The sequence below is a fragment of the Halobacillus hunanensis genome, from assembly GCF_900166655.1.
GTDB classification, from domain to species: Bacteria; Bacillota; Bacilli; order Bacillales; family Halobacillaceae; genus Halobacillus_A; species Halobacillus_A hunanensis.
This window is the reverse complement of record NZ_FVZB01000007.1, coordinates 835,174-849,152: the sequence shown is the minus strand read 5'-3', so window position 1 is coordinate 849,152 and position 13,979 is coordinate 835,174. Positions and strand designations below refer to the sequence as shown.

Annotated in this window: 19 protein-coding genes; 3 read left to right on the top strand and 16 right to left on the bottom strand. The window is 38.7% G+C overall.

Going from position 1 to position 13,979, the window contains the following annotated elements:
• Positions 1 to 26: 26 nt before the first annotated feature.
• The 15 genes from B5354_RS16945 to B5354_RS16875 all read right to left on the bottom strand — a co-directional run bounded on the left by B5354_RS16945 (position 27) and on the right by B5354_RS16875 (position 9,775).
• Positions 27 to 707 (bottom strand): response regulator transcription factor, encoded by a 681-nt coding sequence (locus tag B5354_RS16945; RefSeq protein WP_079529978.1) that lies wholly within the window; start codon positions 705 to 707, stop codon positions 27 to 29.
• Positions 708 to 745: 38 nt separating this feature from the next.
• Positions 746 to 1,342: a TlpA disulfide reductase family protein gene (locus B5354_RS16940; protein ID WP_079529977.1), complete on the bottom strand. Its 597-nt coding sequence runs from the start codon at positions 1,340 to 1,342 to the stop codon at positions 746 to 748.
• A gap of 16 nt (positions 1,343 to 1,358) precedes the next feature.
• Entirely contained in the window at positions 1,359 to 2,102 is a 744-nt protein-coding gene (locus B5354_RS16935; protein WP_079529976.1) for a cytochrome c biogenesis CcdA family protein, read from the bottom strand.
• Positions 2,103 to 2,759, bottom strand: a complete 657-nt coding sequence (locus tag B5354_RS16930; protein WP_139377160.1) for a hypothetical protein — start codon at positions 2,757 to 2,759, stop codon at positions 2,103 to 2,105.
• A gap of 214 nt (positions 2,760 to 2,973) precedes the next feature.
• On the bottom strand, positions 2,974 to 3,363 hold the full coding sequence (locus B5354_RS16925; protein ID WP_079529974.1) for a DUF302 domain-containing protein: 390 nt from the start codon (positions 3,361 to 3,363) through the stop codon (positions 2,974 to 2,976).
• 58 nt (positions 3,364 to 3,421) lie between these two features.
• Complete coding sequence (locus B5354_RS16920) at positions 3,422 to 3,985, bottom strand: class I SAM-dependent methyltransferase (RefSeq protein WP_079529973.1); 564 nt, start codon at positions 3,983 to 3,985, stop codon at positions 3,422 to 3,424.
• A gap of 276 nt (positions 3,986 to 4,261) precedes the next feature.
• Positions 4,262 to 5,041, bottom strand: coding sequence for a sulfite exporter TauE/SafE family protein (locus B5354_RS16915; protein WP_079529972.1), 780 nt, complete (start codon positions 5,039 to 5,041; stop codon positions 4,262 to 4,264).
• 55 nt (positions 5,042 to 5,096) lie between these two features.
• Entirely contained in the window at positions 5,097 to 5,324 is a 228-nt protein-coding gene (locus B5354_RS16910; RefSeq protein ID WP_079529971.1) for a sulfurtransferase TusA family protein, read from the bottom strand.
• 19 nt (positions 5,325 to 5,343) lie between these two features.
• Complete coding sequence (locus tag B5354_RS16905) at positions 5,344 to 6,477, bottom strand: MBL fold metallo-hydrolase (RefSeq protein ID WP_079529970.1); 1,134 nt, start codon at positions 6,475 to 6,477, stop codon at positions 5,344 to 5,346.
• 18 nt (positions 6,478 to 6,495) lie between these two features.
• Positions 6,496 to 6,894 (bottom strand): DsrE/DsrF/DrsH-like family protein, encoded by a 399-nt coding sequence (locus B5354_RS16900; protein WP_079529969.1) that lies wholly within the window; start codon positions 6,892 to 6,894, stop codon positions 6,496 to 6,498.
• A gap of 27 nt (positions 6,895 to 6,921) precedes the next feature.
• Positions 6,922 to 7,494, bottom strand: a complete 573-nt coding sequence (locus B5354_RS16895; protein WP_079529968.1) for a sulfurtransferase TusA family protein — start codon at positions 7,492 to 7,494, stop codon at positions 6,922 to 6,924.
• Positions 7,495 to 7,506: 12 nt separating this feature from the next.
• Positions 7,507 to 7,806 (bottom strand): rhodanese-like domain-containing protein, encoded by a 300-nt coding sequence (locus B5354_RS16890; RefSeq protein WP_079529967.1) that lies wholly within the window; start codon positions 7,804 to 7,806, stop codon positions 7,507 to 7,509.
• An 80-nt stretch (positions 7,807 to 7,886) separates the two neighbouring features.
• Positions 7,887 to 8,366, bottom strand: coding sequence for a DsrE/DsrF/DrsH-like family protein (locus B5354_RS16885; protein ID WP_079529966.1), 480 nt, complete (start codon positions 8,364 to 8,366; stop codon positions 7,887 to 7,889).
• An 87-nt stretch (positions 8,367 to 8,453) separates the two neighbouring features.
• Positions 8,454 to 8,714: a metal-sensitive transcriptional regulator gene (locus B5354_RS16880; protein WP_079529965.1), complete on the bottom strand. Its 261-nt coding sequence runs from the start codon at positions 8,712 to 8,714 to the stop codon at positions 8,454 to 8,456.
• A gap of 215 nt (positions 8,715 to 8,929) precedes the next feature.
• Positions 8,930 to 9,775, bottom strand: coding sequence for a YetF domain-containing protein (locus B5354_RS16875; RefSeq protein WP_079529964.1), 846 nt, complete (start codon positions 9,773 to 9,775; stop codon positions 8,930 to 8,932).
• A 95-nt stretch (positions 9,776 to 9,870) separates the two neighbouring features.
• On the opposite strand from B5354_RS16875, the gene B5354_RS16870 reads away from it, so the two are divergent.
• The 3 genes from B5354_RS16870 to istB all read left to right on the top strand — a co-directional run bounded on the left by B5354_RS16870 (position 9,871) and on the right by istB (position 12,720).
• Positions 9,871 to 10,206 (top strand): DUF4363 family protein, encoded by a 336-nt coding sequence (locus tag B5354_RS16870; protein ID WP_079529963.1) that lies wholly within the window; start codon positions 9,871 to 9,873, stop codon positions 10,204 to 10,206.
• A gap of 184 nt (positions 10,207 to 10,390) precedes the next feature.
• Positions 10,391 to 11,959, top strand: coding sequence for an IS21 family transposase (istA, locus tag B5354_RS16865; RefSeq protein ID WP_079527943.1), 1,569 nt, complete (start codon positions 10,391 to 10,393; stop codon positions 11,957 to 11,959).
• A gap of 26 nt (positions 11,960 to 11,985) precedes the next feature.
• Positions 11,986 to 12,720, top strand: coding sequence for an IS21-like element helper ATPase IstB (istB, locus tag B5354_RS16860; RefSeq protein WP_425432124.1), 735 nt, complete (start codon positions 11,986 to 11,988; stop codon positions 12,718 to 12,720).
• 338 nt (positions 12,721 to 13,058) lie between these two features.
• On the opposite strand, the gene B5354_RS16855 is transcribed toward istB, so the two are convergent.
• Complete coding sequence (locus tag B5354_RS16855) at positions 13,059 to 13,655, bottom strand: cupin domain-containing protein (RefSeq protein WP_079530621.1); 597 nt, start codon at positions 13,653 to 13,655, stop codon at positions 13,059 to 13,061.
• Between the last annotated feature and the right edge of the window lie 324 nt (positions 13,656 to 13,979).

Below are 13,979 nucleotides of genomic sequence, written 5' to 3'. Positions count from 1 at the left end.
AAAATCGTTTTGGAAGCCATGACATTTTATTGAACAAACTTATACCCCATTCCTCGAACAGTACAGATACGTTTTGGTAATGCAGGATTATCCTCGATTTTCACCCGAAGCTTTTTAATGTGTGCATCAATGGTACGATCCAAAATCGTTTTATCAGCTAAGGGGTATAGTTGATGAATTAAAGCTTCTCTCGAAAGAACCACATTTGGATTTTCCATAAAATGATAAAGAAGATTGAATTCATGTTTGGTCAAACTAAGTGGCTCATCGTAAAGTAGAGCTTCTCCTTTTCGCGGCTTTATGCACAGGCCTTCATAGACAATCTTTTGACAAAACTGTCCCGTTCTCCGCAGAACTGCTTCAACGTGTGCGACAAGTTCTTCAGGATCAAACGGCTTTGTTAAATAATCATCCGCACCTAATTTTAATCCACTAATCTTATCATTAGTACGTGCTTTAGCAGAGACCATGATAATCGACACTTCAGTTTGTTCCTGTTCCCGAACCCATTTACACAATGCTTCCCCACTCAGTTTAGGCAGCATTAAATCGAGAATTATTAAACATGGATGGTAAGCTAAAAAGACTTTCTTTGCTTCTTCCCCATCAGAAGCTTCTATTACCTCATAATCGGCTTTTTTTAAGTAAATACTAACAAGTTCACGGATTAATGGATCATCTTCTACAACTAATATGGTTTGTTTCATGGGATCACCTCCACCTTATTGTACTTAACAAGAGAGGATCATTTCATCTTTTTGAACTCTTGAACCATACGTTCGTAATTTAACGCACCCAGGACTTTGTGTTGAATGATTCCATTTGAATCAATCATAAAAGAAGTTGGGATCGGGCGTATTTCATAATTCATAGCCACTTTGCTTTCATTATCTAATAATACAGGAAACGATAACCTATACTCATTCACAAAGTCTTTCACCTCCTGCAAATTGCCCTCTGTCTGAGTCAAATTAACAGCTAAAATTACCACGTCCTTATTTTGATAGAATTTCTCCATATCCGGCATTTCAGCTCGACATGGAGGGCACCAAGTAGCCCAAAAATTCACCATTACTCGTTTTCCGCGGTAATCTGATAATTTTACGTTCTCACCTTTTAACGTCTGAAGCTTGAAGTCGGGAGCGATATCACCTATGTTTAGTCCAACGGAAGCTTCTGTACCGGAAGTGTTGTTCACCTTATCATTAGAAGAGTCAGGTACCTCTTGTTCCATTTCTTCACTTGTATTTGGATTTGATTTAGAATCCGCTTGAAAAGCAAGATCATACACTGCCCATCCAAACATTCCAATCATAACAATGATAATTAACGTCTTTTTCATGTGTAAATCCCTCCTTTTATCCTAAGTTAGAGAACCAACTATCTTGTACCAGCCGCAATAAAAGGTTAGATAAGCGAGCCATTTGCCCTGTAAATAGAAATACACCCATAACAATCATAACGGCTCCCCCTACTTTCATAATTTTTCGGCTATATCGTACAATCCATTTTGTGGATCCAAGGAAAAAGGTAAGTACCAAAAACGGGATCGCAAACCCGATGACATACATGATCGTATATAAGGCTCCTTGCGTTGGATTACTAGCTGCTACAACTAGAATGGATGCAAAGATCGGACCAATACAAGGTGTCCACCCTGCTGCAAAACCCATTCCAACGAAGATAGTCCCTAAATACCCAACTGGCTTTTTAGAAAAGTGGTAACGTTTTTCCTTCATAAACGATGTCACTTGGAGACACCCTGCAACGAAAAGTCCCATAATGATAATAAAAAGACCAGCAATCCGTTGGAGGAATAATCCAGATTCACCTGATAACAGTCCTTGGATCCATTGTCCCAAAAAGGAGACACCTACACCCAGGCTAATAAAAATCATCGAAACACCAAGCAAGAAGAAAACAGCATGCAACAACAATTTGCTACGTATCTTCCATTCATTTTGATCCTGAATTTCCTTCACACTCATCCCCGTAATGTAAGATAGGTACGCTGGGAAAATAGGCAAGGTACACGGGGAGAGGAAAGACAGAATACCCGCACCTAAGGCAAGCCATATCGTAATATCAGCTGCAGCATCCATTTATGTAACCCTCTTTCTATAAAAAAATAATATTATACTACTAATAAAAATAACGCTATAAAACTTCTGGTCTAAGTCAAATTGAAAAACACTTGTCTGATAAAAAACGGATAGGAACCACTGCCCTAGACTCCATCCCCAAATACTGACAGACGTCAGTTGCGCAATTGTTATCTTGCCCTGAAGCAGGATCAGGACAATCAAGAGGGTAACCAATAACATTAGGTAGCCCCAATCCTCTACACCATACCCCCAAGTAATGTGAATAAATTTATTAACAAAGGAAGCAGATAGGAAAACGTACATAAATGATAGGAGTAGAACTAGAAACTCCTGATAGTGATCAGTTAATTTGTACTCGGTATATATTAAAGTGAATAATAGCGCAATATAAAAGGCCTCTGAATTACTTGGATAGGCTAGTATCGCACGTGGATCACTTAAGAATGTAGAAAAGTTGATTATGATCTTTCCAATCCAAAGTGAAATGACAAATACAATAAGCAGGGAAATTAATTCATTTAATCGTTGCTTTGTTTCTAACTTTGAAAAGGGACCAATGATTCGAAAAAAGAAAAAGCCTAGTATAAAGCTCCCCAACAGTACTATGAAGGAGCTTTTAATAATCAGAGGACCTATTACCCAAGCTGCTGGCACAGTTGAACCCCCTCCTTTATAAATCAAATTATGTATATCATAAAACTGGAATGTGAAAGTTTCATGAAAATAAGTGAATTCAAAAAAAGGAATAATGATTGAGGTATAATCCGCGCGCAAAAAAAGCCCCCTTTTCGCGATTATAAACCGTGAAATGGGGCTCTAATTCAAACATTATCCATTTATCTTCTAGTACATTTTACCCGCAGTGATATTAATTATTGGCGGCTTTGTCCATACATACAACAAGCTTAGACTCAATATCTTCTGCAAATGCTTTTAATGATTCATCCCCCGTTAGCTCAATGAGTGTTGTTGGCTTAGGCATCCCAATTTTTGTTTTTCCTTGCTCTTCATACACAACAATCTTACAAGGAAGAAAGTAACCGACCATAAAGTTTTGTGTTAAAACTTCTTTTGCCGCCTCTGGATTACAAACTTCAAGAACTCTATAGTTCTGATTGTAATCGAATCCCTTTCTCTTCAAAGTATCTTTGATATCAAAATCCCAAAGAACGCCAAACTTTTCCTCTCTAAGCACCTCTTCCAATACCTTTACTGATTCATCAACTGTTTGATTGGCTTCAACTGTATAATGAAACATTGTACTGTCCCCTTTCTAATACTTTGTATAAGGTCCCCTTTACCCTAACCTCTTAAACTCATTTTGCCTTAATGGCATAATGACTTGAATAAAGTTGAAAGATTGTTGTGTCGAAACCCTGAGTTTGTAAGGCCTCAGACAATTCCTCTGAAGGAATTTTTTCATGGATTGGTGGACCATCGTCTGCTTCAATTGCTTCCCACTCGATAAACAAAACGAGTCCCCCCGGTTTTAAAATTCGCCTAATTTCAGTTAAAGCATTCTCAATACTCGGAACTTCATGAATAACCAAGGAGACCATCACTTTATCAACCGATTGTGAGTCAATTGGGATATGTTCTAAATCACTAACGAGATACTCAATATTGTTAACCTGGGCTTCTGATGCCCTATTCTTTAACATCTCAATCATTTTAGGCTCAATATCCACGGCATAGACAGGTTCTTTCGTATGCTCGGCCATAGGTATAGTGAAATAACCATTTCCAGCACCTAAATCGGCTAAAGTATCATGTTTATTTAACTCCAGCATATCCATGATCTGTTTATAAGGTAATTGCTGTTGTCTGTCCTCGCTTAACAATTTATCAGCCTTTTCAGGATTAAATCGGTGTCCTCCCACTCTACTCACTTCTCCAATCTAACGTTTTTATCATGTTTAATTTCCTGTTATAATACCAAGTAAACAGATGAGTTTTATAAAATTCCTTTTGAAGGGGGGGTAAAAATATATGACGATAAAGAATCTATTTAAAGACAAATGCCCTCAATGCAAAGAACATTTAACAGTAAATCGAACAAGTTTACTCTCTAGCCAGGTGGTTAAATCCTGTCCTAAGGGGCATTACAAAAAAGAATATCACCCTGCCCTTGAATCCTATATTGAGACCGTTCAAGATTAATATAGGATATCAAACCAAATTTTAATGGTTGTAGCAAAAATTAATAATGCCAATATACCTTGCAAATACTTGCTATTGATTTTTTTACCTAAAGTTGCTCCTAACGGTGAGGCAATTAAACTAGCTGCCACCATAACAAGGGCTGGAAGGAACGGAACTTGCCCTGTCGCTATTTTCCCTGTTGTGGCACCGATAGATGAAATAAACGTTACAGCTAATGAAGTCGCAATGGTTATTCTGGTTGGGATTTTTAATAGGACTAACATGATAGGAACAAGGAGAAAAGCCCCTCCTGCACCGACAATGCCTGCCCCAATTCCAACAGCAAAGGTTAAAACAGCCGCGACGAACTTGTTATAATGAAGCTCTTCATGATTGGCTTTATCTATGCCTTTTTTGGGGACGAACATCATCACACTAGCGAGGATCGCCAATAGCCCATATACAAGGTTGATACCTTCCTCTGTTAAGAGTCGTGATCCAAATCCCCCGATCAAACTTCCAACTAATATGCTGATCCCCATGGTTACAATTAAACTCCTGTTTAAATATCCGCCTTTTCGGTAGACCCAAACACCAGATAATGTCGCAAAAAACACTTGCACAGCCACAACACCGGATACTTCGTAAGCGCTTAATCCCTCAAATCCAAACAAGATCGGAATATAGAGTAACATGGGGTAATTGATAATGGCACCACCGATGCCCAGCATGCCGGACAATAAGGATCCTGTAAAGCCAATGAGAAATATCGTTAAAATAAACGTTAGTTCCATCCTCTTCCCCCTTAGTAAAAAGGGAGAACACGGTCCTCCCCTTTTTGTTTCACTCTTAGCCTTTTTGAATCCAAAATTTCAGTACGCCATCTTCCTCTGTATCTTTTAATAATTCATGGCCACCTGATTTTGCCCATGCCGCTAGATCACTTTTAGCTCCTTGATCCGTTGCATGAATTTCTAATACGTCCCCTGAGTTTAATTCCTGAATAGCTTTTTTTGTTTTGACGATTGGCATTGGGCAAGCCAAGCCTGTTGCATCTAATGTTTTTACTGCTTCCATGATTTTCTCCTCCTTTTAATTACCCGTGAACCGCACAACGGTTGGGTCCAATTTCCATTTCCCTACGTTCTTCTTCATCCGGATTTACTTTCCCCATGTTGGTATGGCGAATCTTTTCATACGCATTTGGCTGTGGCGGAAGGTTATCCGTCACCATTTTCCTGAACTCACCTTCATCATCGACTTGAAGACCCGAATTTTTCTGATAAAGATCTCCCAAACGGGCAGACACTTTACCACCTTTGCCAAGTTCTTTGGCAAAGGAATAGTGAGCAGGGAGCACTACCAAATCATTAGAGAGTTCTTTGTATCGTTTATATAATGTTTCACGCAGATCTCCAACCCAATCTTCTGCCTTTCCTGCTAGATCAGGACGACCAATGGACTCAATGAACAGGATATCTCCTGTAAGAAGGTATTGGTCATCAATGATGAGGGACGTACTTCCCAGGGTGTGACCCGGTGAATAAACCGGTTGTACTTTTACCGTCGTATTTCCTACAACGATATCTCTGCCTTCTTGAAGAGCTGTATGGTCAAACGTAACATCTGTTGCATCTTTAGGAGGTAAATAATAGGTACCTTTAACGTTTTCCGCTAATTGACGTCCACCAGAAATATGATCCGCATGTAAATGGGTATCGATCAGATGCTTAATGTTCACACCTTTTTCCTTTGCAAAGGTTTCATAGATATCCGTCATTCGATTGGCATCTATAACCGCAGCTTCTCCATCAGATTCAATGAAATAGGAGAGACAACCTTTTCCAAGACGGACAAATTGATAAAGGCTTCCCCCGCCGTTTAAATCAGCGACTTTTGTTGGCTCTAAGTGTTCACTCCAGGCTTTCATACCACCTTCTAGGGAATAAACATCAGAATAGCCAGCTTCCTCAAGTAATTCGCCAACCATTTGGGAAGACCCGCCTTTCGCACATACGACGATCACTTCTTGGTCTTTTTGCAAGTCCCCTTCTACAGATTCAATCCCATCGAGCAAATTAAAGTAGGGTTCGTTAATAACCTTGACTTGACCGCCTTCAATTTTCCAATCATCAAATTCATCCGTATTCCGAACATCTAATATCAAGGTCTCTTCATGATTGACAACTTTCTTTGCTAGCTCACCAGTTGTGATCGTTTTTACAGTCATTTGTTTCTCCTCCCTTACCTAAAATGTTAATGACATATTAGCGTCTTTCGCATAATCAATGAATGAAGCAGCTCCGCCTACTTCAATTCCTTCAACAAAATCACCTTTTTCTAAACTCATAACATCCATGGTCATTTGACAAGCAATTAATTTAATATTCATTTCTTGAGCGATCCCGACTAACTCTTCTATAGAGGGAACGTTTGCTTTTTCAAACCCTTCTTGAAAGTGTTCCTTCCCTTCTGGCAAGGGCAAATTTTTGTGCCCTTCTTTATGAATGAGGTTTAACCCTTCAAACGTAAAGAATATTCCTACTTCTGCATCGGATGCTGCAGCAGCTGTAGCTACATTAAATACCTTATACGCATCAAAGAGACTTCCATTAGCTGCTATAATTGCGACTTTCGTATTTGCCATGTTTTTATCCCTCCAAAAATATATTTTTTAATTAGTTTTATCAGTTGGACCTTCCCATTCAGCCATACCCGGAACAACATTTCTTACATGTTTATATCCTTTACCACTTAGCTTTTGGGCAGCTAGATCACTGCGGCTACCTGTACGGCAAATGACGTGCAGCTCATCATCTTCATTTAATTCCTCAAAACGTTCCTCAAGTTCACCCAAGGGTATATTGATAGCTCCCGGAATATGACCAAAAGCAAATTCTGCTGGTTCACGTACATCTAAAATCGATAGATCTTCATCTCCATCTACTTTACTTCGAAGATCTTCTAGTTCTGTAACATCCTCGTGTTTTGTTTCTCCATTTGTTTCGGATTCACTTGCCTTACGCACATAGTGTGTCAATACCTCCCTTTCTTCAACCGTACCAAGGTATTGATGTCCTGTGCTTTCCGCCCAGGCTTTTATATCGGCAGTAGACCCTTTGTCTGTTGCTTGAACTTCAATGACTTGCCCTGGTTCTAAGTTTGTTAATGCCTTTTTCGTTTTGACAATCGGCATAGGGCACGCTAATCCTTTAGCATCTAATCGTTCATTTGCTTCAATATTCATGTGAATACCTCCTTATTTCTCTATTTCTCCCGACCAATCAAGCATACCGCCAGCCATATTGGTTACATCATAGCCTTGCTTACTTAAAAAACCGCATGCTTTGCCACTGCGACCACCGGAACGGCAAACGATATAATGATGCTGTTCTTTATCGATTTCATCCATTCGATCCTGCACTTGCCCTAGCGGTATATGCTGGGCATCAGGAATTTTCCCTTGTGCTACCTCTTTATTTTCTCGCACATCAATAATGTTTACCTTTTCTCCATCTCTTATTTTCTTCTCTAGCTCTTTTGCTGTAATTTCCTTCATAACTTTCCCTCCTAGTTACAATTAATTCTATAACCTACCATTATACTTATACGTGTTCAGGTATAATAACTCCAAAAAAATTATATAAATAAATTAACATTGCCCTCTTCTGCATCTCCAATATACGCAGCAACCCCCGCGTATTCAATTCCGTCAAGGAGCTCCTCTTTTTGAAGGCCAAGTAAATCCATGGTCATCGTACAACCAATCAATTTCACATCTTGCTCTTGTGCCATTTCTACTAATTGAGGTAGAGGCATGGCATTGTGTTTCTTGATGACATTTTTGATCATCTTTTGCCCCATGCCTAAATAATTCATTTTAGAAAGCCCCATTTTATCGGCACCTCTAGGCATCATCTTCCCAAACATCTTCTTCATAAACCCTTTCTTCATTGACACTTTATTATCTTTGCGCAGGGCATTTAACCCCCAGAACGTGTGGAAAATTGTTACTTCGTGGTCATAGGCTGCAGCTCCATTTGCAATAATATACGCCGCCATCGCCTTATCATAATCACCACTAAACAAAACGATGGTCGTTTTCTTTTGATCTGACATGTTTAGCTCCCCTTTCATACTTATACATCTATGGGTATGGTAACAGATGAAAATTAAAAAGCAAATCTAATTGCTTCTTAACTTTTCTTATCTGCTTTTGACTAATAATTCGATGGCTTCCTGAACTACTTTCGTGGTATCCTCTCCCTTGTCCGCCTGTTCTTGAATGCATCGTTGCAAATTTTCAGCAACGATTGTGGCGATCGTGCGGTCAACGGCCGATCTTACTGCAGACAGCTGACTGATGACATCTTTGCATTCTTTTTCTTCCTCCATCATTTTGTGCACGCCACGGACCTGTCCTTCTGCCCGCTTTAATCGTAATTTTAAATCCTGTGAAAACTCCATATTATATATCCCCCTTTACATTGCTTTATATACTATACTCCGTAGTGTATTATATCATTTACAAATTGTCTAGATTTATGCTTCCAATAATCAAGAAAAAGAGAGTAAAGCCTCTTCGTTTTACCCCTTTTCCTTTGAGTAGATACTATTCTTAAAATAGTTCAGTCAAATATGAATTATCTTCCTTCTTCTCACAAATGTTGCAGATCACGCTATCATTTTATATAAGGTATCACGTTCCGAATCGCTTTCTGAAGGTATATAACTTGCACCCTAGCTTCAGAGTCTGTCTGTTTTGAATAACTTTCAAGGTCTGCCTGCACCTTTTCAAGTGTATCGACCAATAAAGAACTTTTTGGAATCAAAGGCGACTTAGCTTTTCCATCATAAAGGTCTACGTAAACATTTCCTTTTGAGTCCAGCTGTGCCAGGAAAACATCTTCAATGTCCTGAACACCTTGCTTTTTTATCTCATCTTGAAGCCACCCTTTTGAATAACCTAATGCCAATAACCCCTTCTCCAACAGTTTTCCATCCATAATGACAACGGTTGGACCATGCTCCTCTTCTACTTTCATACCTAAGGTGCTTGGCGTCACAGACTGTTGATCTGCTTTCTGCATAACACTTAGTTGGCCGTTTGTTTCCAATACAGCCATTTCAACATCCGACAATTTGAAAATGTTTTTCTCTCTCAATAAAAGCATAAGCTCATCTATCGCCATTTGATTCTTTTTAAGATTTTTCTCGTTCACTTCCCCATTTTCGATTATAATAGAAGGTTTTCCATCCGTCAGCTGCAGAATTGTTTTGGATTTTAGACCTGCAAAAGCCAATATTAAGGGAAAAAGCCCCCATATAATCAATGCCATGAGCCCGTTCGAGATTTTTATATTTTGATCAACGGACATACTGGCAGCAATAGACCCTATTGTAATCCCTACACAGTAATCAAAAAAAGTGACTTGAGACAATTGTTTCTTCCCCATAATTCTGGCCATGAACAAAAGCAAGATAAAAGCAACAATAGAACGAATTAAGGTTAATAAAAATTCTGGCATTCAAAATCCCTCCAATTAACAAATGAACATTGATCTGAAACTATTCTTTATTATTGGACAACATAGGACTATACATTCAAAAGGGGGAATTAACTATGTTAAAAAAAGGAATCCTTCTATTCTTACTGGTAATCGTAACAGGATGTACAAATCGGATAGGAGGGGATATATTTTTTAATCAAATCGATGAGCTTCAAAATTCTTTAAATCATTCCGAGTGGGAACAATTAACAAATGGGACTACAGAATTAAAAAGTTTATATGAAGGGAAAAAATGGACATTGCAATTATTGGGAGATGAGGAAGAGTATGAAGGGTTGTATGAGAGTATAAATCAACTTTCCGCCGCTATCAAAGAAAAGGATAAAACGCAGACACGTGTTTCTTTAGCCTCCGTTAGAACATTATTACAAAACATATATACCATGTAACTCCTAAATTCCTTGTTAAATCTTGATTTACAGAAGGAAGGTGTGACTGCTAAACTAAAGTAGACAGTTTCCGCTAGATTAGAAGAAACACTTATTTACCCAAATATACCAGTAAAATATATAGTTCTCCCATTGTATGATATGTAAGATTATTATACAGACATCAATGGAGGGCGCAGAAAAGGTGGATAAGTGGGAAATGTATATGGAGATTCAACAGTTAATTAAGCAAGGGTTTAGTAAATCGAAGGTGGCGGAAAAGTTGGGGGTATCAAGATCAACGGTGTACCGCAACCTTCAGAAGTCTCCTTCGGAGATGGCCGAATGGGTAGAAAGTATAAAAACGAGAGAGAAAAAGTTAGATCCTTACAAAGCGTTAATTTTATCCTGGCTGAGAGAACATCCTGATATGTCGGCAGCACAAGTGCAAGATTGGTTACAGGAAAGGTATGAATCACTGGAGATTGGCGAGAGCACTGTTCGTGCTTACGTTAGAGAATTACGTACTGAATATAGAATAGAGAAAGAGACTCTACCACGGAATTATGAAGCTATTCCTGACCAGCCAATGGGAGAACAAATGCAGGTTGATTTTGGTCATACAAAACAAAGAACACCTGACAATCAAGGGGTGAAGCTAAGCTTTATCGCATTTGTTTTGTCTAACTCGAGATACAAATATAAAAAATGGTTAGACCGACCTTTCACTACCCAGGATGTGATGGAAGCACATGAAGATGCATTTCGGTGGTATGGCGGAATCCCAAGAGAAATCGTTTATGATCAGGATAATTTAATCGTGGTCAGTGAAAATGGCGGGGATCTTATCTTAACGAAAGAGTTTCAACATTATAAGGAAACCAGGCGTTTAAACCTTCGGGTTTGTAGAAAAGCTGACCCAGAAAGTAAAGGGAAAATTGAAAATGTGGTTGGCTTTATCAAGCATAACTTTGCGAGACATAGAGTGTTTCACAACATTGATTCCTGGAATGAGCAGGGTTGGCAGTGGCTAAACCGAACAGGGAACTATAAAATCCATAACACAACAAAAAAAAGACCGGTCGAAGTGTTCTCCTTGGAAAAGCAACACTTGAGACCAGTCACAGAAAAATTAACTATCAAAAGCAATTATGAAAATAGTATAACAAGAAGCGTCCATAAGGACAATACAATTCGTTATTTGTCGAATCGGTATTCTCTTCCACTTGGAACATTCCATAAATATGATACCGTCGGTATCAAGGAAACGGAAGATAAACAACTATTTATCTATATTACCGATACAGGAGAATTGATTGCAAAACACACTATCCCTGAAGGAAAAGGCCAATTAGTGAAGGATAGAAGCCATTCGCGCGATCGGACAAAAGGCATCAATGCATTTATGGATACGGTTGCGAAACGGTTTGAAGAGGTAGATTCCGCATACGACTATCTCAATATCATCCGGCAAAACTACCCTCGGTATATTAGAGATCAGCTGCAAATTATTTTAAAGCAGACAAAGGAGAACAATGGGGCAATCTTATCAGCAGCACTGAAAGAATGTGTGAAAAGAAATCTTTATAGTGCGACAGATTTTAGCGATATCGTTTCATACATCAAACGACAACGCCAAGCTGATGATACAGTAAACGATAACGCCCGGGCTGTATCATCAATAAATAAGATTTCAGGCTGGCTCATGGATACGGAAGCCCAAAAGAGAACAGTAAATGCCTATACTGAAATATTGGAGGGTGAGTCTAATTGAGTCAGCTGAATCAATTACAAGATTTGATGAAAACCCTCCGCCTGACCGAAACAGCTAACCATCTTCCTACACTCATAAGAGAAGCTGAGCAAAAGGACGCATCCTTTACTCAGTTTCTCCTGGATGTGGCAACCTATGAACAAAAGCGCAGAGAAGAAAAGCTATTAGAGAAACGGTTTAAATGGGCAACGTTCCCGTTTTTCAGCACTCTGGAAGAATACGATTTAAAAGAACAGAAAGCATTAAGTTCAAAGAAACTAAATCAGTTAAAGGACTTAACGTGGATGGAGCAGCTATATAATATTATTTTCCTTGGACCGCCAGGTGTCGGCAAAACCCACCTATCGATTGGGCTAGGCATTGAGGCTCTCAATCAAGGATATAAAGTGATTTTTACTACGATGGGTGACCTCATTCATGTATTAAAGACAGAAGAAATCACAAGGAAATCGAAAACGAGAATGAAGAGAATACGAGAAGCAGATCTAGTTATCATTGACGATTTAATGTTTATGGCAATGGACAAACAGGAATCCAATATGTTTTTTCATTTGATCAATGATCTGTACAATCAAACATCGATTATATTAACGTCCAATAAAGGCCCTAAAGAATGGGGTGAATTATTAGGAGATCAGGCAATTACAACCGCGATTCTAGATCGTATATTACATCGAGTGGAAATCATTCATTTAAATGAAGACAGTTGGCGAATGAAGCACCGAAAAACCATATTTGGGCAGCAAAGTGTTTCAAATTAACAAGCAGAAATTGTGTCATTTTACTTGACGGTCACAGAAGGAGATGATTCATGTAGGTGAGGCAAATAAATGATGGCTCTCCTACTTTCTACTCAAAGCGAACCTATCTAAAGAAGCAGCCGATTTTTGGTTATATTGCTCGTTTAGAACCATAAACAGCTTTAAAGAAACTTATCATGATTTTATATGCAAATTGAGACTCTACATTTGTAAGTATTGCTCTGCGAAGTTCTATTGATATCAAGTTTCGGTTTAATTATGGCGCTTTTCGTACCCTAAAGAGCACAAACCCACTCAGGAATTGTGCTCTTTTGTAGTATAAATCTATTTTTTGATAATTAACCATAACTATCTTCGGCAGCTATTGCATCTGCTTTTGTTTGATGGACGGTACCAAATGGATGTTCAGGCGGTGCATAGATTGTGTAAAGCTTTAACGGCGTATTGCCTGTATTGGTTAGATTATGCCATGTACCAGCAGGCACCATAATAGCAGCGTCCTCACCGACATGCCTTATGAAGTTCAAATTATCTTCGCTATTGCCCATTTGAACAAATCCTTGGCCTTTTTCAATACGTAAAAATTGATCCACGTCAGGGTGAACCTCCAAGCCTATATCTTCTCCAACGTTAATACTCATTAATGTTACTTGCAAATGGTTTCCCGTCCATATAGTAGTTCGAAATGTATTGTTTTGCTGAGTAACTTGGTTAATATTCACTACAAAGGGCTCTTTCCCATAATCTGTAAATTTAGCACCGGTATAAACCTGCGTGTTTGGATATCGCCAACATTGATTTTCATAACCTGGTCTATTTGCCATGTACCAATCATCAGGACCCATCATACTTCTACAATTACACATTGGTACATCAGCATAGGCGTTCGGGTAAGGATACATATAAGAAAAGTTATTCACACAACATTCCTCCATGGGCAAATGATTATAAACCATCATATGCCCATACACTTGGAATGTTAACGCTACCTCTCCGACAGATAGTAACTGACTTGTAGAAGATACCTCCCCCGGCTCATATTTAAGGATAAAAGAATCTCTCAAAAGTTTATGAACTCTTGAGAGGCCTGTAGATCTAGTTAACAATTTTTAAACCAGCCAAAATCCAGTCAAATTGTTATCAAACCCTATGATGAAAGGGTTTTGGGGGCTATCACATCATGCCGCCCATGGTTTCTTCTAAGTAAATAGAGTATATTAAAACTCCAAAAAATCGTAGATTAAAGCTTTCAAAGAATT

What these genes read in the sequence shown, in the direction of transcription:
- B5354_RS16890 (WP_079529967.1), bottom strand. Translation starts at nt 7,806, where the DNA reads ATGAAGGAAATTACAGCAAAAGAGCTAGAGAAGAAAATAAGAGATGGA.
- B5354_RS16900 (WP_079529969.1), bottom strand. Translation starts at nt 6,894, where the DNA reads ATGGCAAATACGAAAGTCGCAATTATAGCAGCTAATGGAAGTCTCTTT.
- B5354_RS16915 (WP_079529972.1), bottom strand. Translation starts at nt 5,041, where the DNA reads ATGGAACTAACGTTTATTTTAACGATATTTCTCATTGGCTTTACAGGA.
- B5354_RS16875 (WP_079529964.1), bottom strand. Translation starts at nt 9,775, where the DNA reads ATGCCAGAATTTTTATTAACCTTAATTCGTTCTATTGTTGCTTTTATC.
- B5354_RS16870 (WP_079529963.1), top strand. Translation starts at nt 9,871, where the DNA reads ATGTTAAAAAAAGGAATCCTTCTATTCTTACTGGTAATCGTAACAGGA.
- B5354_RS16940 (WP_079529977.1), bottom strand. Translation starts at nt 1,342, where the DNA reads ATGAAAAAGACGTTAATTATCATTGTTATGATTGGAATGTTTGGATGG.
- B5354_RS16935 (WP_079529976.1), bottom strand. Translation starts at nt 2,102, where the DNA reads ATGGATGCTGCAGCTGATATTACGATATGGCTTGCCTTAGGTGCGGGT.
- B5354_RS16910 (WP_079529971.1), bottom strand. Translation starts at nt 5,324, where the DNA reads ATGGAAGCAGTAAAAACATTAGATGCAACAGGCTTGGCTTGCCCAATG.
- B5354_RS16905 (WP_079529970.1), bottom strand. Translation starts at nt 6,477, where the DNA reads ATGACTGTAAAAACGATCACAACTGGTGAGCTAGCAAAGAAAGTTGTC.
- B5354_RS16855 (WP_079530621.1), bottom strand. Translation starts at nt 13,655, where the DNA reads ATGGAGGAATGTTGTGTGAATAACTTTTCTTATATGTATCCTTACCCG.
- B5354_RS16945 (WP_079529978.1), bottom strand. Translation starts at nt 707, where the DNA reads ATGAAACAAACCATATTAGTTGTAGAAGATGATCCATTAATCCGTGAA.
- B5354_RS16880 (WP_079529965.1), bottom strand. Translation starts at nt 8,714, where the DNA reads ATGGAGTTTTCACAGGATTTAAAATTACGATTAAAGCGGGCAGAAGGA.
- B5354_RS16925 (WP_079529974.1), bottom strand. Translation starts at nt 3,363, where the DNA reads ATGTTTCATTATACAGTTGAAGCCAATCAAACAGTTGATGAATCAGTA.
- istB (WP_425432124.1), top strand. Translation starts at nt 11,986, where the DNA reads ATGAAAACCCTCCGCCTGACCGAAACAGCTAACCATCTTCCTACACTC.
- B5354_RS16895 (WP_079529968.1), bottom strand. Translation starts at nt 7,494, where the DNA reads ATGAATATTGAAGCAAATGAACGATTAGATGCTAAAGGATTAGCGTGC.
- B5354_RS16885 (WP_079529966.1), bottom strand. Translation starts at nt 8,366, where the DNA reads ATGTCAGATCAAAAGAAAACGACCATCGTTTTGTTTAGTGGTGATTAT.